This is a genomic window from Actinoplanes sp. NPDC051475, assembly GCF_040689425.1.
Classification (GTDB): domain Bacteria; phylum Actinomycetota; class Actinomycetes; order Mycobacteriales; family Micromonosporaceae; genus Actinoplanes.
Map to the genome: position 1 here is coordinate 36,654 of NZ_JBFAZZ010000019.1, position 14,169 is coordinate 50,822.

Annotated in this window: 12 protein-coding genes; 7 read left to right on the forward strand and 5 right to left on the reverse strand. The window is 71.6% G+C overall.

Going from position 1 to position 14,169, the window contains the following annotated elements:
• Window positions 1–2: 2 nt before the first annotated feature.
• On the reverse strand, window positions 3–803 hold the full coding sequence (locus tag AB0368_RS31725; protein WP_366157694.1) for a hypothetical protein: 801 nt from the start codon (window positions 801–803) through the stop codon (window positions 3–5).
• 411 nt (window positions 804–1,214) lie between these two features.
• Between AB0368_RS31725 and AB0368_RS31730 the strand changes: the two genes are divergently transcribed.
• The 3 genes from AB0368_RS31730 to AB0368_RS31740 all read left to right on the forward strand — a co-directional run bounded on the left by AB0368_RS31730 (window position 1,215) and on the right by AB0368_RS31740 (window position 4,867).
• Complete coding sequence (locus AB0368_RS31730) at window positions 1,215–1,727, forward strand: RICIN domain-containing protein (protein ID WP_366157695.1); 513 nt, start codon at window positions 1,215–1,217, stop codon at window positions 1,725–1,727.
• A 130-nt stretch (window positions 1,728–1,857) separates the two neighbouring features.
• Window positions 1,858–2,925: a lactonase family protein gene (locus tag AB0368_RS31735; protein WP_366157696.1), complete on the forward strand. Its 1,068-nt coding sequence runs from the start codon at window positions 1,858–1,860 to the stop codon at window positions 2,923–2,925.
• 244 nt (window positions 2,926–3,169) lie between these two features.
• Window positions 3,170–4,867, forward strand: coding sequence for a substrate-binding domain-containing protein (locus AB0368_RS31740; protein WP_366157697.1), 1,698 nt, complete (start codon window positions 3,170–3,172; stop codon window positions 4,865–4,867).
• 46 nt (window positions 4,868–4,913) lie between these two features.
• Here the strand turns inward: AB0368_RS31740 and AB0368_RS31745 are convergent, their stop codons facing one another.
• Window positions 4,914–6,044 carry a PP2C family protein-serine/threonine phosphatase gene (locus AB0368_RS31745; RefSeq protein WP_366157698.1) on the reverse strand — a complete coding sequence of 377 codons (1,131 nt, stop codon included), beginning with the start codon at window positions 6,042–6,044 and terminating at the stop codon, window positions 4,914–4,916.
• 50 nt (window positions 6,045–6,094) lie between these two features.
• Between AB0368_RS31745 and AB0368_RS31750 the strand changes: the two genes are divergently transcribed.
• Window positions 6,095–6,565 (forward strand): MarR family transcriptional regulator, encoded by a 471-nt coding sequence (locus AB0368_RS31750; protein WP_366157699.1) that lies wholly within the window; start codon window positions 6,095–6,097, stop codon window positions 6,563–6,565.
• Window positions 6,566–6,575: 10 nt separating this feature from the next.
• Here AB0368_RS31750 and AB0368_RS31755 read toward each other — a convergent pair whose 3' ends face one another.
• Entirely contained in the window at window positions 6,576–7,733 is a 1,158-nt protein-coding gene (locus tag AB0368_RS31755) for an ROK family protein (protein ID WP_366157700.1), read from the reverse strand.
• 75 nt (window positions 7,734–7,808) lie between these two features.
• On the opposite strand from AB0368_RS31755, the gene xylA reads away from it, so the two are divergent.
• The 3 genes from xylA to AB0368_RS31770 are packed head-to-tail and all read left to right on the forward strand — an operon-like array spanning window position 7,809 to window position 11,822.
• On the forward strand, window positions 7,809–8,984 hold the full coding sequence (gene xylA / locus AB0368_RS31760) for a xylose isomerase (RefSeq protein ID WP_366157794.1): 1,176 nt from the start codon (window positions 7,809–7,811) through the stop codon (window positions 8,982–8,984).
• Window positions 8,985–8,992: 8 nt separating this feature from the next.
• Window positions 8,993–10,408 (forward strand): xylulokinase, encoded by a 1,416-nt coding sequence (gene xylB, locus AB0368_RS31765; RefSeq protein WP_366157701.1) that lies wholly within the window; start codon window positions 8,993–8,995, stop codon window positions 10,406–10,408.
• Between the two features lie 10 nt (window positions 10,409–10,418).
• Window positions 10,419–11,822 (forward strand): MFS transporter, encoded by a 1,404-nt coding sequence (locus AB0368_RS31770; RefSeq protein ID WP_366157702.1) that lies wholly within the window; start codon window positions 10,419–10,421, stop codon window positions 11,820–11,822.
• Here AB0368_RS31770 and AB0368_RS31775 read toward each other — a convergent pair.
• Together AB0368_RS31775 and AB0368_RS31780 are read right to left on the reverse strand one after the other, a co-directional pair.
• Window positions 11,800–13,428, reverse strand: a complete 1,629-nt coding sequence (locus tag AB0368_RS31775; RefSeq protein WP_366157703.1) for an alpha-amylase family glycosyl hydrolase — start codon at window positions 13,426–13,428, stop codon at window positions 11,800–11,802. The genes AB0368_RS31770 and AB0368_RS31775 overlap by 23 nt on opposite strands.
• A 9-nt stretch (window positions 13,429–13,437) precedes the next feature.
• The gene (locus AB0368_RS31780; RefSeq protein ID WP_366157704.1) at window positions 13,438–14,157 is read right to left on the reverse strand and encodes an HD domain-containing protein; all 720 of its coding nucleotides are present in this window, start codon (window positions 14,155–14,157) and stop codon (window positions 13,438–13,440) included.
• Between the last annotated feature and the right edge of the window lie 12 nt (window positions 14,158–14,169).

Genomic DNA, 14,169 nt, shown 5'->3' on the forward strand with positions numbered 1-14,169 from the left:
GCTCAGCGGGGCTGGTGAAGCGGCGGGATGCAGAGCAGGCGTGAGCTGATCCGGTGCATCGTCTGCGCCGTCACCAGGCCGCGCACCAGCAGCTCCTCGGGGTGCGCGTACGCCCGCTCGAACCGCCCGAGCACGATCCGGTGGGCCGCCTCGGGCGTGATCCCGGGCAGCTTGGCGAGCTCGTGGCCCGGCGCGTGGTTGAGGTCGACCAGCCCGCCGTCGTCGAACGGGCGGACCAGGTCCGGGCGGCCGACCCCGAGCCGCCGGGCCTGCGCCGGGTCGAAGGCGGCGAACTGCCGGGCCTGCTCGCGTAGCGTCCGGCCGTACGGTGTGTCGCCCGGGTGCGCCGCCAGGATCCCGCCGTGCACGGCCGACGCCACCGCGCTCGCCATGAACAGGAAGAAGCCGATCCACTCGGCGCCGCTGAGGTTCTCGCTCTCCACCGGGGTCGGGTCGATCGCCATGAACACGCACGCCACCCCGAAGAGCGACGCGTAGCCGGCGGCGACGAGGAACTGGCGCTTGTCGCGGCGGTGGAAGCCGGCGTACACGAAGTAGATCCAGCTGCCGAACGAGCAGACGATGATCGGCAGCAGCGCAGCGAAGATCACCTCGCCGACCGGGAACCGTTGCGGCGGGCCCGGCAGGAAAGGCGCCGGTCCCCAGGACGACGGCGGCGGGGGCGGGGTCGCGACCGTCACGTCCGGGGGTACGTACTGCTGGACGTACGTCGGCGGCGGGGCGTCGGCGGCGATGTCGTCGCTGCCGGCCCACGGGTCGACCGGCTCTGAGTAGGCCTCCACGACACCCCCTCGGAGCAGCAAAGCTGTGAATCGGCAGCCGGCAGCAGCATAGCGGCAGCCGTACGGCAGCACTGTCCCACATTCCAGTGCACCGGCCACTTCCCGACGCCGTCGAGGAGGCCGCCTCGCCGTGAGCCGGAAGGGCCGGGATCTCGGCTTCACGCTCATGCATGACGGGTTCAGCGAGTCAATACGTTCAAATGTCTTTCTTAGTTGTGCGGCATGGTCTACCTTACTCGGGCCGCGGTTCACCATGATCTATACCTCGGCCGCGATTCCCCTGAGCGATCCCACGCTGGCGAACGGAGCGTAATGAGCTTGCGCAAGAGGCTTTCAATGAGTGAGGCGGCGTCCGTTGGTAGACGCTCCTTGTCCGTCGTCCTAGCCGTACTAGCTGCGACCGTTGTGGTTGTGGTGGCGGGCAACGGGCCGGCCAATGCGGCGGCCACGCAATGGTCTATCCACGCGAAGATGGACGGCGCTCCCACGGATCCGTATGCCACCCGCTGTGCTGAAGTGGCAGGCGCTTCCACCGCGAACAGCGCTCAAACCCAGATGTACGGGTGCAGGACGCACACCACCCACCAGCGGTGGTACTTCGATCTGCTCCCCAATGGCATCAACTACCGCCTCCGCAATGTGAAGAGCGGCAAGTGCATGAATGTGAAGGGCGCTTCCAAGCTCGAAGGCGCCAAGGTGATTCAGTACACATGCGGGAACGCCGACACCTACAACGATCAGTGGAGGCCCCTCAAGGTGAGTAGCCTTGGCGGGTACGACTATTATCAACTCATGAACCGTAATAGCACGTTGTGCCTGACTGTGCAGGGCGGCTCAAGCGCAGACGGCGCCGACCTGATTCAGGGCAACTGCGGCACTTTTCCTTCGTCAAGCAACAGTTTTACTTGGCGATCAACCGTCTAAGTTGACTGTTTCTCGAACTGTTCCCGCAGCTAGCGCTGATGTTGACCTGCCGAAACACGCCGGTTTGCCCCAGGTAGAACCCGGGCTCCGCCTCCGCGCGACCGCCGTACGGGTGTGGTGAGATCGGGGTATGGGCCCTAACGGCGAGTACCTCTTCCTCGGTTGCTACACCGGCGAGACCGGGGGGGAAGGTGAGGGCATCGCGTTGCTGCGGCGGGACGGCGCCACCGGCTCGCTCACCCGCCTCGGCGTGGTGGCCCGGACGCCGTCGCCGTCGTTCCTCGCCCGGCACCCGGTCCTCCCGGTGCTGTACGCGGTGAACGAGCTGAGCACCGGCACGGTGAGCGCCTTCGCGGTCGCCGACGACGCCTCCCTGTCCCCGCTGGCCGTGCAGCCGACCGGCGGCTCGGCGCCGTGTCACCTCGCGGTGTCCGCCGACGGCCGGCACCTGCTGGTCGCCAACTACGCCAGCGGCGACGTGGCGGTGCACCCGCTCGATGCCGACGGCGTGCCCGGCCGGCGCTCCGACCTGCTGAATCTCGACGGCAAGGGCCCGGTGGCCGACCGGCAGGAGGGCCCGCACGCGCACATGGTCGCCCCCGATCCGAGCGGCCCGGACGTACTGATCGCCGACCTGGGCTCGGACCGGGTGTGGCACACCCGGCTGGACCCGGTGTCCGGCCGGCTCACCCTGGTGGGCGCCGCGATCGAGGCGGAGCCCGGCACCGGGCCCCGGCACCTGCTGCGGACGACGGACGGCGCCGTGCTGATGGTCGGCGAGCTGAAGGGTGACCTGAGCTGGTTCCGTCCCGGCGGCAGCGGCGCGCTGGAGCGCGCCGGGGACAAGGCCACCAGCGCGCTGCGGCCCAACCAGCCCTCCGAGCTCGTCGCCGGCCGCGACGGCCGATTCGTGTACGTCGCCAACCGCGGTCCGGACACCGTCTCGGTCTTCGCGTGGGAGCCCTCGGGGGCCACGCTCGTCGCCGAGGTCGCCACGGAGGGTGAGTGGCCGCGGCACCTTACGCTGGTGGGCGATCACCTTTACGTAGCGAATGAACGTTCACACACGGTCACCGTCTTCCGGCTGGACCCGGACACCGGCCTCCCGCAGGTCCAGGGCGACCCCGTGCCGGAGGGCAGCCCGACCTGCATCCTGCGATGGGCCGCGCACAAAGCCGGTCAAGGGATGGCGGGGTAGCGGCCGGACACCGCCGGAGTGTCGTGATCTTCGCCGGATAAACCGCAAGTCGGACACGGTCCCAGCCACGCATCGAGACGAGGTGGTCACGCTCGGTAGTTTGGATATGCGGAATTTCCAATCCGAGTAACTTTCGTCCGAACGTATATGGCATTCGGGTCTCGCGATGCGCAGTATGGAGCGCGTGTCAGGCCGCCATCGCAGAAACTTCAGTCTCCGAGGAGCCGGCGTCGTCGCATCAGCGATGGCGATCGTCGTCGTCCTCGCCGGGTCCTGGCTTGGCTATCAGCGTCTCGCCGACAACGGTTGCTCAGGCCAGATCAAGCTCAACGTCGCCGCCGCGCCCGAGATCGCGCCTGCCGTGGAGCAGGCCGCGCAGCAGTGGTCCACAGCGGGTGCCGAGGTCAACGGCACCTGCGTCGCCGTGAGTGTCACCGGGGTCAACCCGGCCACCATGGCGTCCACCATCGCGCTCAAGCACGGCGTCGCGCTGACCGGCCTCGGTGCCGCCAGCAAGAGCGGTGCCACCCCGGACGTCTGGATCGCCGACTCCACCACCTGGCTCATGCGCCTGCGCTCGGAGGCCTCCGGCTTCGTGCCGACCGACGGCAAGTCGGTCGCCACCAGCCCGGTCGTCGTGGCCATGCCGAAGCCGGTGGCCGAGAGTGTCGGCTGGCCGTATCGCAAGCTGGGCTGGAACGACCTGCTCAAGCGGATCACCACCGGCAACGCGCTGCGCACCGGCATCGTCGACCCGACCCGGGATGCCGCCGGCCTGGCCGGCCTGCTCGCTCTCGGCAGTGCGGCGGGTGGCGGTCCGGAGGCGAAGGCCGCCCAGGTCGGTGCGCTGCGCGCGCTGGCCTCGGGAAGCTCGTCCCTGCGGGAGGACCTGCTCCAGAAGTTCCCCACCTCCACGGACCCGGCCGACCTGGCCAGCGGCATCAGCGCGGCGCCGCTGTCCGAGGAGGACGTGATCAAGTTCAACGCGGAGAAGCCGGTCGTGCCGCTGGCGGCGCTCTACCTCGACCCGCAGCCGCCGTCGCTGGACTACCCGTTCGCGGTCATGCCCGAGGTCGATCTGACCAAGTCGGCGGCCGCCACCGGCCTGCGCGAGGCCCTGCAGCGGCCGAGCTTCAAGAACGAGCTGGCCAAGGTGGGTCTCCGGGCCCCCGACGGCACCGTGGGCGCCGGTTTCGCCGCTCCGGTGGGCGCGCCGCAGGCCACCCCGGCGGCCACCACCGCCGCCAACGGCACCGAGGGCACCGCCGCGGCGGGGCTCGACGCCGGCTCGATCAACCAGGCGCTGGGCGGCTGGGCGGCCATCACGCTGCCGGGCCGGGTGCTCGCCGTGTTCGACGTGTCGGGCTCGATGAAGACGAAGGTTCCGACGGCCGGCGGCATCGACCGGGCCGCGGTGACGCGGGCAGCCGCGTCCCAGGGTCTGGCCCTGTTCGACGACAAGTGGGCGGTCGGCATTTGGCTCTTCTCCACCGAGATGGAGGGCAAGAAGCCGTACAAGGAGATCGTGCCGATCACTCCGCTGACGTCCGGCCGGGCGAAGCTCCAGGGCTCGATCGGCGCCATCCGGCCCAAGGACGGCGGGGACACCGGCCTGTACGACACGGCGCTCGCGGCGTACCGGTCGGTGCAGGACAGCTGGCAGCCCGGCATGGTCAACTCGGTGCTGCTCTTCACCGACGGCAAGAACGACAACCCGGACGGCATCTCGCGGGCGACGCTGATCTCCGAGCTGAAGAAGCTCGCCGACCCGAAGCGCCCGGTCCGCATGGTGGTCATCGGCATCGGTGACGAGGTCGACGCCAACGAGCTCGAGGCGATCACGAACGCGACCAGCGCCGGTGGCGTTTTCATCGCCCCCGACCCCGCGAAGATCTCCGACATCTTCCTCGAGGCGATCTCCTCGCGGTCCGGCGCCCGCTGACCTCAGCAGGAAGCCGCTCCACCCCGTGCGGGGTGGAGCGGCTTTCTCATTGACCGGGCCGGGTCCAGTCGAGGCACACCGCTACCGCGTCGTCCTCGAGGTCCGCGCTCACGTGGGCCCGGAGATCCCCGAGCAGGGAGCGCACCGCCTGCAGGGGTGCCATCGGCCCGGTACGCCGCACGAACCGGTGCAGGGCCGCCTCGCCGTACCGCCCGCTGTTTCCGACGGCTTCGGACACGCCGTCGCTGACGACGAAGAGGCGGTCGCCGGTGCGCAGCTGGACGGTCTGCGTCTCGAAGTCCGACGACTCGAACATGCCCAGCGGGAACTGTGACACCAGCGGCTGATCGAGCACGTCGCCGTCGCGCAGGATCATCATCCGCGGCGATCCCGTGTCGACGATCTGGAGCTCGCCGCTCGCCACGTTCAGCTCCAGCAGGAGCGCCTCCACGTGCGCGTCGCCCCGGTGCTGGGAGAAGATCGCCTGGTCGGCGAGCGCGGCCTGGTCGGCCAGGCTCAGGCCGGCGCGGCGGGCGTTGCGCAGGGCGTACACGGCCAGCGACGACAGCAGCGCCGCGTTCATGCCGTCGCCCATGCCGTTCAGCACGGTCACGAAGAGCCGGCCCTCGTACTCGGCCCAGTCGAAGCTGTCGCCGCGGACCGCGTACGCCGGCTCGAGCTGCCCGGCGAGGCTGAACGAGGCCCCGACCCGGCACCGCCCCGGCAGCAGCTCCCACTGCATCTCCGCGGCGAGGGTGAGCCGTCGGGTGCGGGCGGCCACCGCGTACCGGTCGGTGCCGGCCGCTGCAGCCTGCAGTTCGTGCGCGAGCAGTGTGGCGATCTCCGCGAGCTCGGCGCGGTCCTCCGCCGTCGCCGGCGTGGGCGAATGGCGCAGCACCCCCATCCGTTCCCCGCGCGCGGTCACTGGGAGGTACGTGACGTGGCCCGCGCTGACCTCGGACTGATGGTCGAAGCAGCGCCAAGCGGGGTCGCCGGGCCGGGTGATCGGGGCGCCGTCCAGCAGGGGGAGGAGGGCGGCGAGCCGGTAGTCGACGAGGAGGAGATCGAGGTCACCGACCGCGTACTCCTTGTCCACGATCTCGGCGAGGCACTCCACAACGCGGTCGGCGGGAGCGTCCGCCAGCGCACGTCGTACGGCAGTCAGACGATCGGACACGCTCTCACCTCCTCCACACGGTGGACCGTACGGGTAGTCTCGGCTGCACCATGGCCGAACACCATGGGCCGGATGGGCCACTCCATGCCGCGGCGGTCGACGACGCCGCGCCAGCCTTGCTGGCTGCCTGGGATGCTGCCCGCGAGCGCGCCACGCCCCGGCTCTCCTGGCCTCAGCTCAACGCCCTGCTGGTGGTGGAGCGTTCGGAGGGCATCAATCTGCGCGGCCTCGCGGGCCAGCTCAAGATGATTCTGTCGTCGGCCAGCCGGCTCTGCGACCGGCTCGTCGCGTCCGGGATGGTGGAGCGGGTGCCGGGCCGGATGGACCGGCGGGAGATTGCGCTTTATCTGACACCGTCGTCCCGGCAGCTGCTGGAGGACCTGCGCCGGACCCGCCGCGAGATCCTCGCCGACGTGCTGCGCCGGATGAGCCCCACGGGCCGGGCGGCCCTCATCCGCGGCCTCACGGAGTTCAGCTCCGCCGCCGCGGCCGAGGGCGACTCGGAGGCGCGCACGGCCTGAGGCCCAGGGCTCAGGGTCGATCACGGGCGAGCCAGCCGGCGGGGTCGTCGAGGACCGACCGGATCACCGCGCCGGCCGCGCCCCGCATCGCCGCGTCGGGGCCCAGCCGGGCGGCCCGCAGCTCGATGGCGGACCAGTCGGCGGTGAGCACCCGGCGGTCCACCTCCGCGCCGATCGCCTCGCGCAGCCGGGGCAGCAGCGGCGCGTAGATGCCGCCGAGCACGACCGTGCCGATGTCGAGCAGGTTCACCACGGCGCTGATCGCGGTGCCGAGGGCCTGGCCGGCCACGCTCAGATCCGCCCCGGCGAGCTCGGCGACCGTGGCGACCCCGGCCGCCCGGAGCATCGCCTCCTGGCCCGCGTACTGCTCGAGGCAGCCCTGGGCGCCGCAGCGGCAGGGCGGCCCGGCGGGGTCGATCGCGAGGTGCCCGATCTCGCCGCTCCAGCCGCGGACGCCCCGGAACAGGGTGCCGTCGAGGACGATGCCGGCGCCGATGCCGATCTCGCCGGAGACGTAGACGAAGCTGGGCGGCAGGTCGCCGGCGCCGAGCTCGCTGAGCGCCGCGAGGTTTGCCTCGTTGTCGACCGTGACCGGCAGGCCGTCGAGCAGGTCGCCCACGGCGACGTCGTGCCAGCCCAGGTTGGGTGCGATGCGGACCGTGCCGTCCGCGGCGACGAGGCCCGGGACCGCGAGCGCCGCCCCGGCCACGGTCAGCCCGTCGGCCTCGGCCCGCCGCAGCGCCTCCCGGGCGAGGCGGGACAGCCCGGCCAGGGCCGTGGCGGCGTCCACCGGGCGTTGGTCGCCCGGTTCCAGCAGGCGGTGCCGGACCCGGCCGGTGAGGTCGACGACGCAGGCGGCGCGGTAGTCGACGTTGATCTCGAGGCCCAGCCCGGCCGGGCCGTCGGGGGCGAGCCGCAGGCCGGCCGCGGGCCGCCCGGCGCGGTTGCGGGGGGCCGGTTCGACCTCGGTCAGCAGGGTTCCGGCGATCAGATCGTCGACGAGTGCCGAGACGGTCGCCCGGGTGAGGCCGCTGGCCGCGGCGGTCGCTGCCCGAGATATCGGATCTGGGCTATTCGCCACGATTTGCAGAACCAGGGCGAGATTATGGGCGCGCACGCTCGACTGCCGGACGGGAGCGCGGGATGCAGTCATCAGCCGGCTGGTCACGCCCTTGACAATGCCACACCGTCACCAAATAATTCAACCAATAAACAAATCCATCCTGCTTCCGTGGAGGTAGCCGTGCCGGTCCAGCCCACGCGCGACGACAAGTTCTCCTTCGGCCTCTGGACCGTCGGGTGGCAGGCCCGCGACCCGTTCGGCGACGCCACCCGGGCCCCGCTCGACCCGATCGAGGCCGTGCACAAGCTCGCCGGACTGGGGGCGTACGGCATCACCTTCCACGACGACGACCTGGTGCCGTTCGGCTCGGACGCGCACACCCGCGACGGGATCATCGCCGGGTTCAAGGAGGCGCTCGACGAGACCGGCATGGTCGTGCCGATGGTGACCACCAACCTCTTCACCCACCCCGTGTTCAAGGACGGCGGCTTCACCAGCAACGACCGCAGCGTCCGGCGCTACGCCCTGCGCAAGGTGCTGCGCAACATGGACCTCGCCGCCGAGCTGGGCGCGAAGACCCTGGTGCTCTGGGGCGGCCGCGAGGGCGCGGAGTACGACGTCGCCAAGGACGTCCAGGCTGCGCTCGACCGCTACCGCGAGGCCTTGGACCTGCTCGCGCAGTACTCCGAGGACAAGGGCTACGGCCTGCGCTTCGCCATCGAGCCCAAGCCGAACGAGCCCCGCGGCGACATCCTGCTGCCCACCGCCGGGCACGCCATCGCGTTCGTCCAGGAGCTCGAGCGGCCCGAGCTGTTCGGCATCAACCCCGAGGTCGGCCACGAGCAGATGTCGAACCTCAACTTCACCCAAGGCATCGCCCAGGCGCTGTGGCACGGCAAGCTGTTCCACATCGACCTGAACGGCCAGCACGGCCCCAAGTTCGACCAGGACCTCGTCTTCGGCCACGGCGACCTGCTCAGCGCGTTCTCGCTGGTCGACCTGCTGGAGAACGGCGCACCCGGGGGTGGCTCCGGTTACGACGGCCCCCGGCACTTCGACTACAAGCCGTCGCGCACGGAGGACTACGCCGGCGTCTGGGAGTCGGCGAAGGCGAACATGCGCATGTACCTGCTGCTCAAGGAGCGGGCGCAGGCCTTCCGCGCGGATCCGGAGGTCCAGGCCGCCTTGGCCGAATCGAAGGTCCTCGAGCTGGCGCAACCGACCCTGAGCGCCGGCGAGACCTACCAGGACCTGCTCGACGACAAGAGCGAGTTCGACGTCGATGCAGCCGGCGCCCAGGGTTACGGTTTCGTGAAGCTGCACCAGCTCGCCATCGACCACATTCTCAAAGCCTGAGGAGCACCATGATTCTGGTCGCCGGGATCGACAGCTCCACACAGTCCTGCAAGGTGGTCATCCGCGACGCGGAGACGGGCAAGCTGGTCCGGCAGGGCCGGGCGAGCCACCCCGAGGGCACGGAGGTGCATCCCGACGCGTGGTGGTCCGCGCTGCGGCAGGCCATCGAGGAGGCGGGCGGTCTCGACGACGTCGCCGCCGCGTCGGTGGCCGGCCAGCAGCACGGCATGGTCGTGCTGGACGAGGACGGCGAGGTGGTGCGCCCGGCGCTGCTGTGGAACGACACCCGCAGCGCCGGCGCCGCCGCCGAGCTGATCGACGAGCTGGGCGGCGCGGACGCCGGCCGCCGGGCCTGGGCGGACGCGGTCGGCATCGTCCCGGTCGCCAGCTTCACCCTCACCAAGCTGCGCTGGCTGGCCCGCCACGAGCCGGAGCACGCGGCCCGCGTGGCGGCGGTCTGCCTGCCGCACGACTGGCTGACCTGGAAACTGTCGGGCGCTCGCGGCCTGGACACGCTGCGCACCGACCGCAGCGATGCCAGCGGCACCCTCTACTGGTCCGCGGCGACCGGCGAATACCGCCCGGACCTGCTCGAGCTGGGATTCGGGCGGCGCATCCACGTCCCCGAGGTGCTCGGCCCCACCGGCGTCGCCGGTCACCTGCCCAACGGTGCCCCGCTCGGGCCGGGCGCCGGGGACAACGCGGCCGCGGGACTCGGCGCCGGCGCGTTGCCGGGAGACGTGGTGGTCTCCATCGGTACGTCCGGGACGGTCTTCGTCTCCTCCGAGGTCGCGCCGGACGACCCGAGCGGGACGGTGGCCGGATTCGCCGACACCACGGGCCGGTTCCTGCCCATCGTGGTGACGCTCAACGCCGCCCGGGTCCTCGATGCGGCCACCCGGTTGCTCGGCGTCGACCACGCGGAGCTGTCCCGGCTTGCGCTCTCCGCGCCGGCCGGGGCGGACGGGCTCGTGCTCATCCCGTACCTGGAAGGGGAGCGCACCCCCGACCGGCCGGACGCGACCGGGGCGATCCACGGGCTGACGCTGCGCACGTCCGACCCCGCGCATCTGGCCCGCGCCGCGGTCGAGGGCATGCTGTGCGCTCTGGCCGACGGACTCGACGCGCTGGTCGCGCACGGTGCCACCGCCAACCGCATCGTCCTGGTCGGCGGCGGCGCGCGCAGCGAGGCCGTGCGCCGCATCGCTCCCGCGCTGTTCGGGCTGCCGGTCCTGGTGCCACCGCCGGGGGAGTACGTCGCGGACGGCGCCGCCCGGCAGGCCGCCTGGGTCGTCGCGGGCGGGGACGCGCCGCCCGAGTGGTCGGCCGAGACCCCCGAGGTGTACGAGGACACCAGCGTCCCGTTGATCCGTGAGCAGTACGCGGCGGCCCGGGACAAAGTCGTCGACCGCCCCGCCCGCTAACCTTCAGCGCGTGACCAAGGGTGGCCCGGCGCATCGCGCGTACAGCGTGGTGGTCTTCGTCATCCTCGCCTCGCTCGACAACGTGGCCATCGGGCTGGTGCCGCCGCTCTACGGCAGCATCGGCGCGGACCTCGACGTCAGCGAGGCGCACATCGCGCTCGCCACCACGGTGATGTTCCTGCTCAGCGCGATGGCGGCGATCGGCTGGGCGTACGCGGGCGATCGCACCGACCGCAAACCGGTGCTGATCGCCGGCACCGTCATCTGGGTGGCCGGCACGGCGTGGTCCGGCCTGGCCGGCAACTACCCGTCGTTCCTGCTCTCCCAGGTGCTCGCCGCCATCGGTCTGGGCGGCGTGGCGAGCGTCAGCTTCGCCGTGGTCAGCGATCTGATCTCGCCGCGGCGGCGGGGGCTCGCGATGAGCTTCTGGGGACTCTCCCAGGGCGTCGGCACGCTCGCCGGGACGCTGGTGGGCGGCCTGCTCGGCGCGCAGGACTGGCGCCGGCCGTTCCTCGTGGCGGCCGCGGCCGGGGTGATCGCCACGGCCGCCTACCTCTTCACGTACGACGTGCCCCGCGGCGACAGCCAGCCGGAGCTGAGCGGCGTCACGTACGACGAGCGCATCCACCGCGACGACCTGCCGAAGATCCTCGCCCGGCGCACCAACGTGTGGCTGATCCTGCAGGGCTTGTCGGCGCAGGTGGCTTTCGGTTCGTTGGTCTGGCTGCCGGTCCTGTTCCGGGCGCGGGCCGAGGACCAGGGCTACTCCACGCCGACCGCCATCGTGGTGGGCAGCGTGTTCGCGACGCTCTTCCAGCTGGGCGGGGCCCTGTCCATCCTCGGTGGCCTCGCCGGCGACCGGCTGCAGCGGCGTACGCCCCGCGGCCGCGCCCTGGTCGCGGCGGTCGGCATCCTCGCCGCCGTACCGTTCTACGTGGTGCTCTACTTCGTGCCGTTCCGCATCGACGTGCCCGACGGGGCCGGGACCGGCGCGGTGGTCCGGGCCGTCCTCGCGGACGTGTGGACCGACCCCTCCGTCGGGCTCAGCCTGGCCACCGCCGTCCTCGCCCTTGCGCTGACCTCGGCGAACTCACCGAACTGGTTCGCGCTGATCGCCGACGTCAACCCGCCGGAGCACCGCGGCACCGTCTACAGCCTCGGCAACCTCTGCAACGGCGTGGGCCGCGCCGGGGGCAACGTGCTCGTCGGCGTCGCGTTCCGCGGACTCTCCGGTGCCTTCCCGCCGCCGCTCAACTACGCCGTCGGGCTGGCGGCGTTCCAGTTCTTCTTCATCCCGACCGGGATCATGTACTGGCTGGCCAGCCGGACGGTGGCCAGGGACATGGCGGACACCCATGCGGCCCTGGCCAGCTACGCCGACCACGAAACGGCTACGCCCGCGCCCAGACCGTGACGTCCTGCGGCACCCGGCCGTCCTCGTCCAGCGGCTCGCTGGTCAGCAGCACCCGGGCGCCCACCGGCAGCTCGGCCGGCGCGTCGCCGAAGTTGGTCAGCACCAGGACGCCGCCGCTGCGGAACGTCAGCACGTCGGCGGGCGTGTCGAGCCAGGTCAGCGTCCCGGTGCCCAGCCCGTGCCCGGCCCGCAGACGCAGCGCCGACCGGTACAGCTCGTAGGTCGAGCCGGGCACGTCGCGTTGCCGGTCGAGGGCGTACTCGGCCCAGGACGCCGGCTGCGGAAGCCAGCTGGCGTCGGACGGGCCGAAGCCGTACGAGGGGGCGTCCGCCTCCCACGGAATCGGCACCCGGCAACCGTCGCGTCCGCGTTCGGTGTGGCCGGACCGTTCCCACGCCGGATCCTGCCGCATCTCGTCCGGGATCGAGGTGTGCTCCGGCAGCCCGAGCTCCTCACCCTGGTAGAGGTACGCCGACCCGGGCAGCGCCAGCATCTGCAGCGAGGCCGCGCGCGCCCGGCGCAGCCCCAGGGGCGCGTCGGGCTGCGGGTCGTCCGCGCCGATGCCGTGCCTGCGGGGCTCGCTGACCGGATAGCCGAGCCGGGTCGCGTGCCGCACCACGTCGTGATTGGAGAGCACCCACGTGGTGGGGGCGCCGACGGCGGCGTTGGCGGCGGTCGTGGTGTCGATGACGTCCCGCAGCGGGTCGGCGGCCCACGGGGTGTCGAGGTACTGGAAGTTGAACGCCTGATGCATCTCGTCGGGCCGGACGTAGTGCGCGAGCCGCTCCGCCGGCTGCACCCAGGCCTCGGCCACGAGGATCCGCTCACCCTCGTACGCGTTCAGCACCGTCCGCCAGTGCCGGTAGATCTCGTGCACGCCGTCCTGGTCCCACATCGGCGGGGGCGGGGCGCCCTCCGGGGCCAGGCCGCCGAGGACCTCGCCTGCGTACTCGTAGTCGGCGAGCTCGGCGTCCTTGATCAGCCCGTGCGCCACGTCCACCCGGAAGCCGTCGACGCCCCGGTCGAGCCAGAAGCGCAGGATCGCGTCGAACTCGGCCCGCACCCCGTCGTCGCCCCAGTTCAGATCGGGCTGGGTGACGTCGAAGAGGTGCAGGTACCACTGGCCGTCGGAGACCCGTTCCCAGGCCGGGCCGCCGAAGACGCTGCACCAGTCGTTCGGCGGCTCGCTGCCGTCAGCGCCGCGGCCGTCGCGGAAGATGTACCGCTCGCGCTCGGGGCTGGCGGGGGCGGCGGCCAGCGCGGCCCGGAACCAGGCGTGCTCGTTCGAGGTGTGGTTGGGCACCAGGTCGACGATGACCTTGAGGCCCAGCGTCTTCGCCTCGGCGATCATCTTGTCGGCGTCGCCGAGGTCGCCGAAGCGGGGATCGACCGATCGGTAGTCGGCCACGTCGTAGCCGGCGTCGTGCTGCGGCGACGGGTAGAACGGTGACAACCACACCGCGTCCACGCCGAGGTCGCGCAGGTCGCTCAGCCGCGCAGTGATGCCGGGCAGGTCGCCCATGCCGTCGCCGTTGCTGTCGGCGAAGGAGCGCGGATAGATCTGGTAGATGACGGCGCTGCGCCACCATTCAGTGGGGGAGGGCATACCCCCAGGCTAACCGTCCAGGATGGCGGCGAACCGTTCCTCCGCCAGGTCGAGTTGATCAAGGATGTGGTCCTTGGCCGCCACCGAGAGCGGCGTGTCCGGGCGCCCGACGAGCTCCCGCAGCTTGGGCACCAGCGGCCGGTATTTGATCGCCGAGCTGCGCGCCTTGTCGTACGTGGTGTGGATGATCCCGACGCCGTTGTCGGTGAAGTCGCTGACCTTGATGACCCGGGCCCACGGGTCCTTGTCGAGGCTGGCGGCCACGTGCGTGCGGTACTGCTCGTGCTTGTCCCGCAGCGGGTCGTACTCCGGGTTGGTGACCGAGCGGACCAGCCCGGCCACCCGCGGGTTGTACCGCCGGGTCAGCTCGGCGATCGCCGCCTCGGTCAGCTCGTGATGGCCGAGGTCGGCGGGCAGGCCGGCCAGCTCGGCGGGATGGTCCTCCACCGCGTCGTGCAGCAGCGCCGCCGTGAGCACGTCCACGTCCTGGATGCCGTAGTAACGCATGATCCGGATCGCGACCCGGAGCAGATGGTTCAGGTACGGCTCGCGGACCCGCCGGTCGTCGGCGTGCAGCCGGGACGCGAGTGCCAGCGCGTCCTCGAGCTGCGGCCGGTCGCCGGCCGGCAGGTTCTCGATCTCCAGCAGGAACCGCTGCCGCAGGCCGGCCTCGCCGTACACCTCGGTGATCGCGTGCAGCGGCATCGACAGCAGCATCCTTGGCGCCATGCCGAACAGGTA